Genomic DNA, 15,092 nt, shown 5'->3' on the forward strand with positions numbered 1-15,092 from the left:
CACCGGATGGGGATGTGCCCTCAGGCCTTCTTCTCGTCGCCGGGAAGGATGTATTCAGCCCCTTCCCACGGGCTCATGAAATCGAACTGGCGGTATTCCTGCACCAGCTTGACCGGCTCATAGACCACGCGCTTCTGCGCCTCGTCATAGCGGACCTCGGTATAGCCCGTGGTGGGGAAATCCTTGCGCAGCGGAAAGCCCCGGAAGCCGTAATCCGTCAGGATGCGCCGCAGGTCGGGGTGGCCCGAGAAGAGGATGCCGAACATGTCGAACACCTCGCGTTCGAACCAGTTGGCGGAGGGGTGGATCGCCGTCAGCGACGGCACCATTTCCTCTTCCCCGATGGCGATCTTCACGCGGATGCGGTGGTTCTGGTACATCGACAGGAAGTGATAGACCACGTCGAAACGCTCTGCCCGGTCCGGGTGATCCACCGCCGTGATGTCCACCAGGCTGCTGAAGCGGCAGGCGCTGTCGGCGCGCAGGAATTCCACCAGCGCCTCCAGACGTTCCGGCACCGCGACCAGCGTCAACTCACCGAAGGCGACGGTGGCGGATTGCACCGCATCGGCCTGTTTCAGCGCGATATGGGCGCCAAGTTCCTGCAAGGCTTCCGACATGGCCCCCTCCCTCAGCGCGTGATCGTGCCGGTGCGGCGGATTTTCCGCTGCAACTGCAGGATGCCGTAAAGCAGCGCCTCGGCCGTCGGCGGACAGCCGGGCACATAGACATCAACCGGAACCACCCGGTCGCAGCCACGGACGACGGAATAGGAATAATGGTAATACCCCCCGCCATTAGCGCAGGAGCCCATCGAAATCACATAGCGCGGCTCGGGCATCTGGTCATAGACCTTGCGCAACGCAGGCGCCATCTTGTTGGTCAGGGTGCCCGCCACGATCATCAGATCCGATTGCCGGGGCGAGGCGCGCGGCGCCGTCCCGAACCGCTCCAGATCATAACGCGGCATGGAAGTGTGCATCATCTCCACCGCGCAGCAGGCCAGACCGAACGTCATCCAGTGCAAGGACCCGATCCGCGCCCAGTTGATGATGTCCTCGGTCGAGGTGAGCAAAAAGCCCTTGTCCTGCAACTCGCGGTTCAGCGCCTGCACGGCCACCTCGTGGTCGCCCCCGGCCTGGTTCAAGGATGTGCTCACTCCCATTCGAGTGCCCCTTTCTTCCATTCATAGGCAAAGCCGACCGTGAGGATGGCGAGGAACACCATCATCGACCAGAAGCCCGTCATGCTCATCTCGCCAAAGGCCACGGCCCAGGGGAACAGGAAGGCCACCTCGAGATCGAAGATGATGAACAGGATCGACACGAGGTAGAACCGCACGTCGAACTTCATCCGCGCGTCGTCAAAGGCGTTGAAGCCACATTCATAAGCCGACACTTTTTCCGGATCCGGATTGCGCACCGCCAGCACGGCCGCCGCCAACAAAAGGACCAGACCCAGACCGACCGCCACGGCCAGAAGAATGAGTATGGGAAGATACTCTCGGAGAAGTGGGTCCACGAGGCGCTCCTTCGGCTGGCGACATGCGAGCTGCTGGCCACTGGCGGGCCGCTTGTTCTCTGCGGATCGTTTACCCCGCCCCCCGGCCTTGGTCAACCAATGGCAGGGCCTAAAGTCGGGCCTGCGACAAGGGGATGCGCCCCCCTGACCGGCCTTGTATGCAACGGCACACGATCCGCACCGCCGGTTCGCGCCGCATCGCGGCATGTGATTTCGGATCGACGCCTGTCCCGCCACCCGTGCAACCGGCACCATGGTGCCGAATCTGCGCATCGCTCTGGCATCCGCCACGGGCTTGCGCTTCACTGCGCTGGCCACAACCGGAGTGACCGCCATGACCGCCCTGCCCCGATCAGACGCCAGACCCGTGACAGCGGCGCTGCTTGCGCTCTGCCTTCTCTCAGCGCCGGCCTTGGCCGAAGAAGTCGGCACCGTGGGCGTGGACTGGATCGGCAACGACATTCTGATCGAAGCGCTGCCCGATCCCGACGTGCCGGGCGTCACCTGCCATCTGGCCTATTTCGAACGCTCCACGCTGGACCGGCTGGTGCAAGGCAACTGGTTCGAGGACCCGTCCAATTCCTCCATCGCCTGCCGCCAGACCGGGCCGATCACGCTGGGCGACGTCGCGCGCGGATCCGAAGGCGAAGAGATCTTCTCCGAACGCCAGTCGCTGCTGCTCAAGACCCTGTCGATCACCCGCATCTATGACGAGGCGAACAACACGCTGATCTACCTCGCCCATGCCCGCGAGGTGACCGAAGGGTCCGCCAAAATGTCGATCTCGACCGTGCCGCTCTGGCAGGCCGCCCCGGCCCCCTAGCGCGCAGAATTTTCCACGAAAATTCTGTCCCTGGCGATTTTTCTCCGAAAAATCGCGATCCTTCGCAGAAAGATCGACGCGAAGAATTTCCCGTGGAAATTCTTCGCCCCTCAGTCGGCCAGAGGCACCGCCGCGTCGGCCTCTTCGCCCGCCTGCTGCACGGCCAGCACCTCGGCCCGGATGATGCGCGCGATCAGCGCGCAATCCTCGGGCGTGAATGTCAGCGGCACCCGCATGTCGATCAGACCGGCAAGCAGCCGGTCGGTCTGCGGCAGGGGCGTGGGGTTGGCATAACGCCAATGGTCATAGCGGCTGGTAAAGGCCACAGGGTCGGGCGCGCCGAACCACTTCAACTCCACCCCGCGCGCGGCGCAGCGCGCGATCAGCGCGCGGATACGGCCTGCGGACCAGTCAGGCAGCAGGAACTGGAACGACGAGCCTACATAAACCTCATGCGCGGGTCGCGGGATCAGGCGCAGCGCGGGCGTGTCCGCTAGCCCTGTCTCCAACGCACGGTACAGTGCGCCCCAGCGCGCCACGCGGTCGGCCAGCAGCCGCAATTGCGGGCGCAGGATCGCCGCGCGCAGATTGTCCATCCGGCCCGAGATGTTGGGCGTGTCCAGCCGGATGCCATCGAACGCCTCGGGCGGGGGCGCGGCGCGGTGGCGGGCATAGAGCATGTAGGACCCCGACAGCAGCACCGCCCTTGCGGCAACCTGTGCGTCATCGGTGATGATGAAGCCGCCCTCGCCGGAATTCACATGTTTGTAGGTCTGCATCGAATAGCAGCCCACCCGTCCGTGCCGCCCCGAGGGCACACCGCGCCAGGTGGCGCCCATCGTATGGGCGCAATCCTCGATCACCGCGACATCCAGCCGGTCGCACAGCGCCATCAGCGCCTCCATGTCGCACACATGCCCGCGCATGTGCGACAGGAGCAGCACCCGCGCGCCGCTGGCCTGCGCCTGCACCTCCAGATGCGCAAGGTCGATGGTCAGATCTTCCGTCACCTCCACAAATACTGGCCGCGCCCCGACCGAGGCGATGGCGCCCGGGACCGGCGCAAGGGTAAAGGCGTTGGACAGAACAGGATCACCCGGCCCCACCCCCACAGCGCGCAGCGCGCAGGCCATGGCATAGCCGCCCGAGGCCACGGCAAGGCAATAGCGCGCCCCGGTCAGGGCGGCGAATTCCTCTTCCAAAAGGGCCGTCTCTGCCACCTCGCCCGGTGCGGTGTTGTAACGGTGCAGCCGCCCGTGGCGCAGAACGGCGAGCGCGGCCTCGATCCCGTCTTCGGGGATCGGTTCCTGCTGGGTGAAACTTCCCTCGAACCGTTCCATCAGCGCACCAGCCTTTCCGCAAGTTCCGGCAGATGGTCGAAATGATCCAGCAGGGCGTCGGGTTCAAGGCGCGCGATGTCGCGCCCCTCGGGCCCGAAGGTGACAAGCGCAACCGGAACGCCCGCCGCGCGGGCGGTCTTGCGGTCGGTGTCGGTATCGCCCACCAGCATGGACCGCGGCACCCGGCCCCCGGCCCGTTCGACCGAGGCCGCATAGGGTGCCACGTCCGGCTTGCGCGTGGGCAGCGTATCCGCCCCGATCAGCGCATCGAACAGGCCCCGCACCCCAAGGCGGGTGACCAGCGTCTGCGCCAGACCTTCCGGCTTGTTGGTGCAGATCGCGGTGGCAAAGCCCGCTGCCCGCAGGGCCTCCACCGCCTGCACCGCGCCGGGATAGAGACGGGTATGGGTGTCGATGCCGTCGGCATAGGCCGCCAGCAGGCGGGGATATTGGGCATCCACATCGGCCTCGGACAATGCGCCCAGCCGCGAAAAGCCCAGCCGCAGCATGGCCCGGCCGCCGTGAAAAGCTGTCAGCGCATCGGCGGGGGTCAGCAGGTCGCCATGGCCCAGATCGCGGAAGCAGGCATTGGCGGCGGCCAGAAGATCGGCCGAGGTATCGGCCAGCGTGCCATCCAGATCGAAAACCACCGTGCGCATCGCCTGCAATACCCCGAAATCTCATGTGAAGCGGGCAAGGCTTGCGGCCCGCCTTAATGGGGGTAAAACGGGCGCAACACAAAGGAAAGGGGCAGTATGCCGGTCTCGCTCATCATTCTGGCCGCGGGCCAAGGCACGCGGATGAATTCCGACCTGCCCAAGGTGCTGCACAAGGTGGGGGCCGCGCCGCTTCTGCATCATGCCATGCAGGCGGGCCGCGCGCTGGAGCCGGAGGTGACGATCGTCGTCACCGGCCACGGGGCCGAGGCCGTGGCCAAGGCCGCCCGCGCCTTTGACGAAGACGCGCAGACCGTCCTGCAGAAAGAACAGAAAGGCACCGCCCATGCGGTGCTGCAGGCCGCACCGCTGTTGCAGGGCGTGGCGGGGGATGCGCTTGTCCTTTATGGCGACACGCCCTTCATCCGCGCCGAGACGCTGGCCGCGATGCTGGCGGCGCGCAAGCGCCATGCGGTGGTGGTGCTGGGCTTCCATGCCGCCGATCCGGGCCGCTACGGCCGCCTGATCGCCACGGGCGAGGATCTGGAACGCATCGTCGAATGGAAGGACGCCTCGCCCGAGGAACGGGCGGTAACCCTCTGCAATTCGGGGGTTCTTTGCGCCGATGCGGCCACACTGATGCGGCTGTGCGCGGCAGTGGGCAATGCCAATGCGGCGGGGGAGTATTACCTGCCCGACGTGGTGGCGCTGGCGCGGGCCGAGGGGCTGTCGGCCGGTGTGATCCTGTGCGACGAGGCCGAAACACTGGGCGTGAACACGCGGGCGGAACTCGCCGGGGCCGAGGCGGCCTTTCAGGCGCGCGCGCGGGCCGAGGCCTTGGCAAATGGCATCACCCTGACCGCACCCGAGACGGTGTTCTTCGCGCTGGATACGGTCGTGGGGCGGGATGCGATCATCGGGCCGAACGTCATCTTCGGCCCCGGTGTCACGATGGAAAGCGGGGCCGAGGTGAAGGGGTTCTGCCATCTGGAAGGCTGCCATATCAGCCGGGGCGCGCAGGTGGGCCCCTTCGCCCGCCTGCGCCCGGGCGCCGAACTGGCCGAAGATGTGCATGTCGGCAATTTCGTGGAAATCAAGAACGCCATCCTCGATGAAGGCGTGAAGGTGGGCCACCTGACCTATCTCGGCGATGCCCATGTGGGCGAGCATACAAATATCGGCGCAGGCACCGTTACCTGCAACTATGACGGCGTGATGAAGCACCGCACCGTGATCGGCAAACGCGCCTTCATCGGGTCGGACACGATGCTGGTGGCGCCCGTCACGGTGGGCGATGGCGCGCTGACGGGATCGGGGTCGGTGATCACCGAGGATGTGCCGCCGGAGGCTGTGGCCATCGGCCGGGCCAAACAGGTGAACAAACCGGGGCTGGCGACCAAATTGTTCGAAAAGTTAAAATCCATCAAGGCAAACAAGGCCAAGGGGCAGGAATAATGTGCGGAATTGTAGGGGTCTTGGGAAATCACGAAGCGGCGCCCTTGCTGGTGGAGGCGCTGAAACGGCTGGAGTATCGCGGCTATGACAGCGCCGGGATCGCCACGGTGAATGGCGGACGGCTGGACCGCCGCCGCGCGGTCGGAAAGCTGGTGAACCTGTCGGATCTTCTGGTGCATGAGCCGCTCGCCGGGAAGGCGGGCATCGGACATACCCGCTGGGCCACACATGGGGCGGCAACGGTTACCAATGCCCATCCCCACCGTGCGGGGCCGGTGGCAGTGGTCCATAACGGGATCATCGAGAACTTCCGCGAGCTGCGCGAGGAACTGGCGGCGGCGGGCTATGTGCAGGAAAGCCAGACGGACACCGAAACTATCGCCCTGCTGGCGCAGATGCACATGGCGCGCGGGATGACCCCGGTCGAGGCCGCGCGCGAGACGTTGAAGCGGCTGCACGGGGCCTTTGCGCTGTGCTTCCTGTTCGATGGCGAGGATGACCTGATGATCGCCGCCCGCAAGGGCAGCCCGCTGGCCATAGGCCATGGCAAGGGCGAGATGTTCGTGGGATCGGATGCCATCGCGCTGGCGCCCATGACCGACCGGATCACCTATCTGGAAGAGGGCGACTGGGCCGTAATCACCCGCGCAGGGGCCGAGATTTTCGATGCCGCCGACCGCCGCGCCAACCGTGCCGAGACGCGCATCCAGATTGATCAGGCCCGGGTGGAGAAGGCGGGCTACAAGCATTTCATGGCGAAGGAGATCGCCGAACAGCCCGTGGTGATCGCGGACGCGCTGAAGCATTATACCGGCGGCGGCGTGAACCCCGCCCTGCATCTGCCTGAAGGCGTTGACTTTTCCGGCGTGGACCGGATCACGATGGTGGCCTGCGGCACGGCGTCATTCGCCTGCCATGTTGCGAAATACTGGTTCGAACAGATCGCGGGGCTGCCTGCGGAAATCGACATCGCGTCCGAATTCCGCTATCGCGAACCGCCCCTGTCGGACAAATCCTGGGCGATCTTTGTCAGCCAATCGGGGGAGACGGCGGATACCCTTGCCGCGCTGCGCTATGCCAAGGAGCGGGTGGCGAAGGTCGTGTCGGTGGTGAATGTGCCGACATCGTCGATCGCGCGGGAAAGCGACCTGAGCCTGCCCATTCTGGCGGGGGTGGAGGTGGGGGTCGCTTCAACCAAGGCCTTCACCTGCCAGCTGACGGTGCTGGCGCTGCTGGCGATCAAGGCAGGGCTCGACCGGGGGCGGCTGGATGCGGAGGCGGCGCGGGAACTGCTGGGCGCCTTGCGCAATCTGCCGGGCCTGATGAACCACGCGCTGGCGCTGTCGGCCCCCATCGCGGCGATTGCCGAGGAACTGGCCGAGGCGCAGGATGTGCTGTTCCTCGGGCGTGGGGCGATGTATCCGCTGGCGCTGGAAGGGGCACTGAAACTGAAGGAAATCAGTTACATACATGCCGAAGGCTATGCGTCGGGCGAGTTGAAGCATGGCCCCATCGCGCTGATTGACGCGCGCGTGCCGGTGATCGTGCTGGCCCCGCGCGACGGGCTGTTCGACAAGACCGTGTCGAACATGCAGGAGGTGATGGCGCGGCATGGCAAGGTGCTGCTGATCTCGGACGCGGCGGGGGTGGCCGAGGCGGGTGCGGGGACCTGGCGGACGTTGACCCTGCCCGAGGTGCCGGCGGCCTTTGCCCCGATCCTTTATGCCGTTCCGGCGCAGCTTCTGGCCTATCACACGGCGATCGCGAAGGGCACGGATGTGGACCAGCCGCGCAATCTGGCGAAATCGGTGACCGTCGAATGAAAAAGGCGGTGGAATGATAGACACGGCGCTGGCGCGGATGGAGGCTTTGGCCGATGCGGGCAAGGCCGCCGAAATGGCGGCCTATCACAAGGTTTCCCGGCGATATCTTGGGGTTACGGTGCCGCAGGTGGAGGAACTGGTCGCCGAATGGCGGGCCGGGCTGGACGTGGAGGGGCGCGTCGCGCTGGCGGCAGGGCTGTGGGACAGCGGCATCCACGAGGCGATGGTGGCGGCGGCGAAGCTGCTGACGCAGGCGCGCATCCGGCCGGACGGGGCGGTGTGGGATCTGATCGCGGGCTGGAGCCTTGGCTTTGAGGGCTGGGCGGTGGCGGATCACGCGACGAGCGCCGGGCAGAAGCGGCTGGTGGCGGAGCCTGCGCGGATCGAGGTGGTTGCGGGCTGGACGGGCAGTACCAACATGTGGACGCGGCGCGCGGCGCTGATCATCACCCTGCCCTATGCAAAGATGAATTTCCCGAAGGAACAAGACCTTGCGATCCGCGAGCGGGCGCTGGGATGGGCGGCGGACTATGTGGCGGACCGCGACTGGTTCATCCAGAAGGCGGTAGCCTGGTGGGTGCGTGACCTGTCAAAGCACGATGCCGCGCGGGCGCGGGCGTTCCTCGACGGCCCCGGGGCGGGGTTGAAGGCCTTTGCCCGGAAGGAAGCGGGACGCCACCTCTGAGCGGTGCGCGGGGTGGTTCGCCGCCGGCGGTTCCCCCCGGACCCCCAGGGTATTTTTGCCAAGATGAAGGGGCTTGGACGCGGGGGCGTTAACCTTAATGCGGGGTTGCAGGATTAGACGCGGGTTGGCCTGCGGTGTTTTCAATGGCGCGCGCTGGGGAGGCGCGGGATATGCGACGAAAGAGTGATGCAGGAAAGCGGAAAGCGGGTGCGTCCTGCCTTGCGAGGGCGACGCGGAGTTCTTAACACTGTGTCATGGATGCGCGCCCTGCCCCGCTGATCGACCCTTTTGCCCGACCGATTTCCTATCTGCGGGTGTCGGTGACGGATCGCTGCGATTTCCGCTGTGTCTATTGCATGGCGGAGAACATGACCTTCCTGCCCAAGGCGGATCTTCTGTCGCTGGAGGAGTTGGACCGGCTGTGTTCGGCCTTCGTGCGGCTGGGGGTGGAAAAGTTGCGGATCACCGGGGGCGAGCCCCTTGTGCGCAAGGGGATCATGACGTTTTTCCGCGCCATGTCGCGGCATCTGGAAAGCGGCGCGCTGCGGGAGCTGACGCTGACCACGAACGGATCGCAGCTGCGCAAGCATGCCGCCGAATTGGCCGCCTGCGGGGTGCGGCGGATCAATGTGTCGCTCGACACGCTGGATGATGCGAAGTTCGCGCGGATCACCCGTTGGGGGCGGCTGGCGCAGGTGATGGACGGGATTGCCGCCGCGAAAGAGGCCGGGCTGCGGGTGAAGATCAATGCCGTGGCCCTGAAAGGGTTCAACGAAGACGAGCTTTTTCAGATGGTTGACTGGTGCGCCGCCGAGGGGCACGACCTGACCTTCATCGAGGTGATGCCGATGGGGGATCTGGGGAATGAGGACCGGCTGGATCAGTACTGGTCGCTCAAGGACTTGCGCGCGCGGCTGGCGGAGCGCTTCACGCTGACCGATCTGGCCGAGCGGACGGGGGGGCCTGCGCGCTATGTCCGGCTGGGCGAGACGGGCTCGAGGGTGGGGTTCATCACGCCGCTCACGCATAATTTCTGCGAAAGCTGCAACCGGGTGCGGCTGACCTGCACGGGCGAGTTGTACATGTGCCTTGGTCAGGAGGACATGGCCGATCTGCGCGCGCCGCTGCGCGCGAGCGCGGATGACGCGGTGGTGGAGGCGGCGATTCGGGCGGCCATCGCGCGCAAGCCCAAGGGCCATGATTTCGACTATTCCCGCGCCCGGGTGCAGGGGACGATGTCGCGGCATATGAGCCATACGGGCGGTTGAGGGGCGGGCGGTTGAGCGGCGGAGCCAAGCCCTTGGGAACGCAGCATTAACCCCTCGATTTCGGTGGTTCCGGATGTGCCGTAACGCGTGCCGTTGCGCGTGCAGAAGGATGTGCAGACGCGCGCCAGGGAGAGGCATCATTAACTTTTCCCCGTTACGGACAGGCTGTCGCATGGGGCAGCCGGTCGCATACCCCTCGAATCCCGCAAGAGGCACCCTAGATGGGGGAGGAAAGGAAAAGGTGCATCATGGATACCCTGTTACTCTCACGCATCCAGTTCGCGGCCAACATTTCGTTCCACATCCTCTTCCCGACGATCACCATCGCCCTGGGGTGGGTGCTTTTGTTCTTCAAGCTGCGGTTCAACCGCACGGGAGAGCGGAAGTGGATGGATCTTTACATGTTCTGGGTGAAGGTCTTCGCCCTGTCCTTCGCGCTGGGTGTCGTGTCAGGGATCACCATGTCGTTCCAGTTCGGCACGAATTGGCCGGGCTTCATGGAAACGGTGGGCAACATCGCGGGCCCGCTGCTGGCCTATGAGGTGCTGACGGCCTTTTTCCTTGAGGCGGTCTTTCTTGGGATCATGCTGTTCGGGGCAAGCCGGGTGCCCGGCTGGCTGCATACGACGGCGACCTTCCTTGTTGCCTTCGGCACGACGATGAGCGCATTCTGGATCCTTGTCCTGAACAGCTGGATGCACACGCCTGCAGGCCATGAGGTGGTGGATGGCGTGGTCGTCGCACGGGATTGGTGGGCGATCATCTTCAACCCGTCCATGCCCTATCGCCTGGCGCATATGCTCTTGGCCAGCGGGTTGACGGTGGCCTTCCTGATCGCGGGTCTGTCGGCCTATCGCTGGCTGCGCGGTGACCGCGCGCCCGCCACGGCGACAGGCCTGCGCGTCGGCGTGATGCTGGGCGCGGTGCTGATCCCCATCCAGATCCTCGCAGGGGACATGCACGGGCTGAACACGCTGGAACATCAACCGCAGAAAGTGGCGGCAATGGAGGGCAACTGGGAGACGCAGGGCAACGTGCCGCTGCTGCTGTTCGCCCTGCCGGATGAAGACACGCGCAGCAACGCCTTCGAGATCGGGATCCCGTCGATGGCATCCGTCATCCTGAAGCATGATCCTGCGGGCGTGGTGCCGGGCCTGAACGATTTCGTGGCGGAGGATGGCACGGTGATGCACCCGCCGGTGGCGCCTGTCTTCTGGTCCTTCCGCGTGATGGTGGGCGTGGGCATGTTGATGCTGGTTGTCGCTTGGGCCGGGGCCTTCCTGATGTGGCGGCGCGGGGCGGAAAGCCTGCCGCGGCCCTATCTGTGGGGTCTGACGGGGATGACCTTTGCCGGATGGGTGGCCACGCTGGCCGGTTGGTACACGACCGAGATCGGCCGTCAGCCCTGGCTGGTGCAGGGGGTGCTGACCGTGGAACAGGCGGTGGGTGACATCGCGAGCGGGATGGTGCTGTCGACCCTGCTTGCCTACATGGCCATCTATGTGGCGCTGCTGGCGGCCTACATCGGGGTGCTGTTCCACCTCGCACGGCGGGGCGGGGTTCTGTATGAACCCGTGTCCAGCCCCGGCATGCAGCCGGCGGAGTGACGGGCGATGTTTGATCCGGTTGTCCTGCCCTTCATCTTTGCCGCGCTGATGGGCGTGTCGATCCTGCTCTATGTCGTGCTGGACGGGTTCGATCTGGGGGTGGGCCTGTTGTTCCCCTTCGCCGATGAGGCGGAGCGGGATCGGATGATCGCCTCGATCGGGCCGTTCTGGGATGCCAACGAGACATGGCTGGTGCTGGCGATCGGGCTGCTGCTGGTGGCCTTTCCGGTGGCGCATGGCGACATCCTGACGGCGCTTTACCTGCCAGTCGCCGTGATGCTGATCGGGCTGATCCTGCGCGGGGTGGCGTTTGAGTTCCGCGCCAAGGCGCCCTTGGGGCATAAACGGCCCTGGGATGTGGCCTTCTGGGCAGGGTCGTCGATGACGGCGCTTTCGCAGGGCTTCATGCTGGGCATGTATATCATGGGCCTGCAATGGACATGGCCCACAGTGGCCTTTGCCACGCTGACGGCCGGCGCACTTGCCGTTGCCTATTCCTTCATCGGGGCGGGCTGGATTATCCTGAAGACCGACGGCGCCTTGCAGCGCAAGGCGGTGGACTGGGCCAAGGGCGGCATCTGGGGCGTTGTGCTGGGCATGGGGGCGGTATCGGCGGCGACGCCGCTGGTGTCGCAGCGCATCTTCGACAAGTGGTTCAGCTTCCCCGAGGTGGCGCTGCTGGCGCCGCTGCCGCTGTTGTCGGGGGCCTTGGTGGTATCGCTGTGGTGGGCGCTGCGCCGCCTGCCGATGGAGGGGGACCGCTTTGCCTGGTACCCGTTCGTGGGGGCGACCGCGCTGATGGTGCTGGGGTTTGGCGGCATGGCCTACAGCTTTTACCCCTATATCGTGCCTGAACAGCTGACGATCTGGGAAGCGGCATCCAGCACGGAGGCGCTGTCGATCATCCTTGTGGGCACGCTTTTCGTGCTGCCGGTGATCCTTGGCTATACGGTGCTGGCCTATTTCATCTTCCGCGGCAAGGCCACGAAGCTGAGCTACGACTAGACACCTGCCCGAACGGCCGCGATGGCGATGGCGGCAGGAAGCGCCTGAATGAACAGGATCCGGCGAGAGGCGGTGGCGGCCCCGTAAAGGCCCGCAACAAACACGCAGCCAAGGAAGAACAGCGCAAGGGGGCGGCCAGCGCCCCCTGCCCCTTCGATCAGCGCCCAGAACAGGCCCGCGGCGAGAAACCCATTGTAGAGCCCCTGATTGGCGGCCAGAACCTTGGTCGCACGGGCGAAATCCTCGGTGGTGCCAAAGGCGCGGCGGGTGCGGGGATGCTCCCAGCGGAACATCTCAAGCAGCATGATATAGACATGCAGCGCCCCGATGGCGGCGGTCAGCCCGGCGCCGATCATGCGGCGGGCATCCGCGCCTCGACCATGCCCGCATACCAGCTGGCGCCGAAGGGGATGACGTTGTCATCGAACGTATAGGCCGGGTGGTGAACCATGGCCGTGTCGCCATTGCCCACGAAGATATAGGCGCCGGGGCGTTCGTTGAGCATGAAGCTGAAATCCTCGGCCCCCATCAGGGGGGCGGTGTCGGGGTCCACCTGACCCGAGATCTGGCGCGCCACCTCGACCGCATAATCGGTGTTCTCGGGCGCGTTGACGGTGACGGGATAGCCGCGGGCATAATGCACCTCGGCCCGCGCGCCCAGGGCGAGGGCCGTGCCAGAGGCCACCTCGGACAGGCGGCGTTCGACGAAATCCTGAACCGCAGGATCCATGGTGCGGACGGTGCCTTTCATCTTCACCACCTGCGGGATCACGTTATGGGCGGTGCTGTCGGTTTCGACCGTGCAGACAGAAACGACGACCTGTTTCAGCGGGTCCACGTTGCGGCTGGCAATGGTCTGCAACGCCACGATGATATGGGCGGCGACCACGGTGGTGTCGATGCAGTCATGCGGCTTGGCGGCGTGGCCGCCCTTGCCGGTGACCACGATTTCGAACTGGTCGGCGGCGGCCATCAGCGCGCCCTTGCGGATGGCGAATTTTCCCACAGGGATGCCGGGCATGTTGTGCATGCCGTAAACTTCCTGGATCCCCCAGCGGTCCATCATGCCATCGGCCACCATCTCGCGCCCGCCGCCGCCGCCCTCTTCGGCGGGCTGGAAGATCACGACGGTCGTTCCATCGAAATTCCGCGTCTCGGCCAGATATTTGGCCGCGCCCAGCAGCATCGCGGTATGGCCGTCATGGCCGCAGGCGTGCATCTTGCCGGGGATCGTGGACGCATAGGGAAGCCCGGTCTGTTCCTTGATCGGCAGCGCGTCCATGTCGGCGCGCAGGCCCACGACGCGGCCCGCCGTATCGGTCTTGCCCCGGATCACGCCCACCACGCCGGTGCGGCCGATGCCTTCCACCACCTCGTCACAGCCGAAAGAGCGCAGCAGTTCGGCCACGCGCGCCGCCGTGCGGTGGACATCAAACAGCAGTTCGGGATGTGCGTGGAAATCGTGGCGCCAGGCGGTAATCTCGGGCAGCAGTTCGGCGAAGCGGTTCTTGACGGGCATGGCGGTCTCCTTTCCTGCCAGCCTAGCCCGTGGCGGGCCGGGTGCAAGCGCGATCAGCCAAAGCGGCGGCGGGCGTCCATCGCAAGGCCGGTGCCGACCGATCCCAGCATGTCGCCGGTGGCGAGCCTTGCCGCAGGCAGCGCCGCGGCCAGCGTGGCGCGCAAGAGGGGCATCTGCGATGACCCGCCGGTGAGGAAGGCGGTGGCGATGCGGTCCGGGGTCAGGCCTGCGGCGGCCACCGTGTCGTCGATCAGCGTGCGGATGCGGGCCACGGGCGCGGCGACGGCGGCCTCGAACCGGTCGCGCCGGGCCACGGGGTTCGGCCCGCCGGTGAGGGTGGACAGCGACAGACGCGCGGCGTCATCGCCCGAGAGGGCGATCTTGGCGCCTTCCACCTGCATGGCCAGCGCATGGCCGTGGCGATGGGCCAGAACATGCCGCATCCGCGCCAGCCGTTCGGGATGGTCGGCCTCTTGCCACAGCGCCTTGATGTCGGCGGCGATGCGGGGCGTGTAAAGCGTGTTGATCCGGTGCCATGTCGCCAGATCCTGCCAGTAATGGCGCGGCATGGTCCCCTGCCCGCCCCGCGTGGTGGACAGATAGCCCAGATGCGGCATGACCTCGGCCAGCGACAGCAGGCGGTCGAAATCCGTGCCACCCACGCGGATCCCGCCATTGGCAAGGATATCCGCCGCCCGATCCGCCGCCCGGGCGCGGTCGGGCGACAGGCGCAGCACCGATATGTCGGAGGTGCCGCCGCCGATGTCGAAGACCAGCACGATCTCTTCGGCGCTCAGCCGCTGTTCATAGTCCAGCGCGGCGGCGACGGGTTCGAACTGAAACTCCACCTCGCGGAAGCCGCAGGCGCGGGCGATCTCTTCCAGCACGGCCTGCGCGGCAGCATCGCCCGCCGGATCATCATCGACGAAATGGACAGGCCGCCCGAAGACCGCCTGGGTCAGCCCCGGCTGCGCCGCGTCCAGACCCTGCCGCAGATGGGCGATGAACCGCTGCAGGATGTCGCGAAAGGCCACCGCCCGCCCCCCTACGGCGGTGCGTTCCTGCACCAGCCCCGATCCCAGCGTGGATTTGAGCCCCCGCATCAGGCGGCCCTCCTCGCCCTCCAGATAGGCGGCCATGGCTGCGCGGCCGAAGACGGGCGCCCCCTCATCTGGAAAGAACACGGCCGAGGGCAGCGTGACCTGATCCCCTTCCAGCGCGATCAGCCGCGCGCCATCGGCATCGGCAAGCCCGACGGTGGAGTTGGAGGTGCCAAAGTCGATCCCTGCGAATGCCATCACCCTGCCCCCCTGATCAGGCCGCGCGACCTAGCCCGGCACCGTCGCGAAGTAAAGCGGAACCAAGCCCCTTCATCTTGGTCCAAATACCC

Annotated in this window: 15 protein-coding genes; 7 read left to right on the plus strand and 8 right to left on the minus strand. The window is 65.9% G+C overall.

Going from position 1 to position 15,092, the window contains the following annotated elements; translation table 11 throughout:
• Positions 1-20: 20 nt before the first annotated feature.
• The 3 genes from GU920_RS15740 to GU920_RS15750 are packed head-to-tail and all read right to left on the minus strand — an operon-like array spanning position 21 to position 1,521.
• Positions 21-620 carry an NADH-quinone oxidoreductase subunit C gene (locus GU920_RS15740; RefSeq protein WP_161768013.1) on the minus strand — a complete coding sequence of 200 codons (600 nt, stop codon included), beginning with the start codon at positions 618-620 and terminating at the stop codon, positions 21-23.
• 11 nt (positions 621-631) lie between these two features.
• Complete coding sequence (locus GU920_RS15745) at positions 632-1,165, minus strand: NuoB/complex I 20 kDa subunit family protein (RefSeq protein WP_161768014.1); 534 nt, start codon at positions 1,163-1,165, stop codon at positions 632-634.
• Positions 1,156-1,521 carry an NADH-quinone oxidoreductase subunit A gene (locus GU920_RS15750; protein ID WP_161768015.1) on the minus strand — a complete coding sequence of 122 codons (366 nt, stop codon included), beginning with the start codon at positions 1,519-1,521 and terminating at the stop codon, positions 1,156-1,158. Before GU920_RS15750 ends, GU920_RS15745 begins: the two co-directional genes overlap by 10 nt.
• Before the next feature lie 334 nt (positions 1,522-1,855).
• On the opposite strand from GU920_RS15750, the gene GU920_RS15755 reads away from it, so the two are divergent.
• On the plus strand, positions 1,856-2,344 hold the full coding sequence (locus tag GU920_RS15755) for a CreA family protein (RefSeq protein ID WP_161768127.1): 489 nt from the start codon (positions 1,856-1,858) through the stop codon (positions 2,342-2,344).
• Between the two features lie 110 nt (positions 2,345-2,454).
• On the opposite strand, the gene GU920_RS15760 is transcribed toward GU920_RS15755, so the two are convergent.
• Together GU920_RS15760 and GU920_RS15765 are read right to left on the minus strand one after the other, a co-directional pair.
• Complete coding sequence (locus tag GU920_RS15760; protein ID WP_161768128.1) at positions 2,455-3,687, minus strand: DegT/DnrJ/EryC1/StrS family aminotransferase; 1,233 nt, start codon at positions 3,685-3,687, stop codon at positions 2,455-2,457.
• On the minus strand, positions 3,684-4,343 hold the full coding sequence (locus tag GU920_RS15765) for an HAD hydrolase-like protein (protein ID WP_161768016.1): 660 nt from the start codon (positions 4,341-4,343) through the stop codon (positions 3,684-3,686). The genes GU920_RS15760 and GU920_RS15765 overlap by 4 nt, the downstream gene beginning before the upstream one ends.
• A gap of 96 nt (positions 4,344-4,439) precedes the next feature.
• On the opposite strand from GU920_RS15765, the gene glmU reads away from it, so the two are divergent.
• From glmU to GU920_RS15795, 6 genes are all read left to right on the plus strand, one after another.
• The gene (gene glmU, locus GU920_RS15770; RefSeq protein ID WP_161768017.1) at positions 4,440-5,795 is read left to right on the plus strand and encodes a bifunctional UDP-N-acetylglucosamine diphosphorylase/glucosamine-1-phosphate N-acetyltransferase GlmU; all 1,356 of its coding nucleotides are present in this window, start codon (positions 4,440-4,442) and stop codon (positions 5,793-5,795) included.
• Positions 5,795-7,618 (plus strand): glutamine--fructose-6-phosphate transaminase (isomerizing), encoded by a 1,824-nt coding sequence (gene glmS, locus GU920_RS15775; RefSeq protein ID WP_161768018.1) that lies wholly within the window; start codon positions 5,795-5,797, stop codon positions 7,616-7,618. Before glmU ends, glmS begins: the two co-directional genes overlap by 1 nt.
• Before the next feature lie 13 nt (positions 7,619-7,631).
• Positions 7,632-8,303, plus strand: coding sequence for a DNA alkylation repair protein (locus tag GU920_RS15780; protein WP_161768019.1), 672 nt, complete (start codon positions 7,632-7,634; stop codon positions 8,301-8,303).
• 254 nt (positions 8,304-8,557) lie between these two features.
• A complete protein-coding gene (gene moaA, locus GU920_RS15785) occupies positions 8,558-9,571 on the plus strand; it encodes a GTP 3',8-cyclase MoaA (RefSeq protein ID WP_161768020.1) in 1,014 nt (337 codons plus the stop codon).
• 248 nt (positions 9,572-9,819) lie between these two features.
• Complete coding sequence (locus GU920_RS15790) at positions 9,820-11,178, plus strand: cytochrome ubiquinol oxidase subunit I (RefSeq protein WP_161768021.1); 1,359 nt, start codon at positions 9,820-9,822, stop codon at positions 11,176-11,178.
• A gap of 6 nt (positions 11,179-11,184) precedes the next feature.
• Positions 11,185-12,183 carry a cytochrome d ubiquinol oxidase subunit II gene (locus GU920_RS15795; RefSeq protein WP_161768022.1) on the plus strand — a complete coding sequence of 333 codons (999 nt, stop codon included), beginning with the start codon at positions 11,185-11,187 and terminating at the stop codon, positions 12,181-12,183.
• Here GU920_RS15795 and GU920_RS15800 read toward each other — a convergent pair.
• The 3 genes from GU920_RS15800 to GU920_RS15810 are packed head-to-tail and all read right to left on the minus strand — an operon-like array spanning position 12,180 to position 15,000.
• On the minus strand, positions 12,180-12,539 hold the full coding sequence (locus GU920_RS15800; protein WP_161768023.1) for a DUF1304 domain-containing protein: 360 nt from the start codon (positions 12,537-12,539) through the stop codon (positions 12,180-12,182). The two genes, GU920_RS15795 and GU920_RS15800, sit on opposite strands and share 4 nt — an antisense overlap.
• The gene (locus tag GU920_RS15805) at positions 12,536-13,702 is read right to left on the minus strand and encodes a M20 aminoacylase family protein (protein WP_161768024.1); all 1,167 of its coding nucleotides are present in this window, start codon (positions 13,700-13,702) and stop codon (positions 12,536-12,538) included. The genes GU920_RS15800 and GU920_RS15805 overlap by 4 nt, the downstream gene beginning before the upstream one ends.
• 53 nt (positions 13,703-13,755) lie before the next feature.
• Complete coding sequence (locus GU920_RS15810) at positions 13,756-15,000, minus strand: Hsp70 family protein (protein WP_161768025.1); 1,245 nt, start codon at positions 14,998-15,000, stop codon at positions 13,756-13,758.
• Between the last annotated feature and the right edge of the window lie 92 nt (positions 15,001-15,092).

Source organism: Paragemmobacter ruber, from assembly GCF_009908315.1.
GTDB lineage: Bacteria > Pseudomonadota > Alphaproteobacteria > Rhodobacterales > Rhodobacteraceae > Paragemmobacter > Paragemmobacter ruber.

Excerpts from the sequence above, each read along its gene's own strand:
- GU920_RS15740 (WP_161768013.1), bottom strand. The coding sequence starts at position 620 with ATGTCGGAAGCCTTGCAGGAACTTGGCGCCCATATCGCGCTGAAACAG.
- GU920_RS15745 (WP_161768014.1), bottom strand. The coding sequence starts at position 1,165 with ATGGGAGTGAGCACATCCTTGAACCAGGCCGGGGGCGACCACGAGGTG.
- GU920_RS15755 (WP_161768127.1), top strand. The coding sequence starts at position 1,856 with ATGACCGCCCTGCCCCGATCAGACGCCAGACCCGTGACAGCGGCGCTG.
- GU920_RS15765 (WP_161768016.1), bottom strand. The coding sequence starts at position 4,343 with ATGCGCACGGTGGTTTTCGATCTGGATGGCACGCTGGCCGATACCTCG.
- glmU (WP_161768017.1), top strand. The coding sequence starts at position 4,440 with ATGCCGGTCTCGCTCATCATTCTGGCCGCGGGCCAAGGCACGCGGATG.
- glmS (WP_161768018.1), top strand. The coding sequence starts at position 5,795 with ATGTGCGGAATTGTAGGGGTCTTGGGAAATCACGAAGCGGCGCCCTTG.
- GU920_RS15780 (WP_161768019.1), top strand. The coding sequence starts at position 7,632 with ATGATAGACACGGCGCTGGCGCGGATGGAGGCTTTGGCCGATGCGGGC.
- moaA (WP_161768020.1), top strand. The coding sequence starts at position 8,558 with ATGGATGCGCGCCCTGCCCCGCTGATCGACCCTTTTGCCCGACCGATT.
- GU920_RS15790 (WP_161768021.1), top strand. The coding sequence starts at position 9,820 with ATGGATACCCTGTTACTCTCACGCATCCAGTTCGCGGCCAACATTTCG.
- GU920_RS15795 (WP_161768022.1), top strand. The coding sequence starts at position 11,185 with ATGTTTGATCCGGTTGTCCTGCCCTTCATCTTTGCCGCGCTGATGGGC.
- GU920_RS15800 (WP_161768023.1), bottom strand. The coding sequence starts at position 12,539 with ATGATCGGCGCCGGGCTGACCGCCGCCATCGGGGCGCTGCATGTCTAT.
- GU920_RS15805 (WP_161768024.1), bottom strand. The coding sequence starts at position 13,702 with ATGCCCGTCAAGAACCGCTTCGCCGAACTGCTGCCCGAGATTACCGCC.
- GU920_RS15810 (WP_161768025.1), bottom strand. The coding sequence starts at position 15,000 with ATGGCATTCGCAGGGATCGACTTTGGCACCTCCAACTCCACCGTCGGG.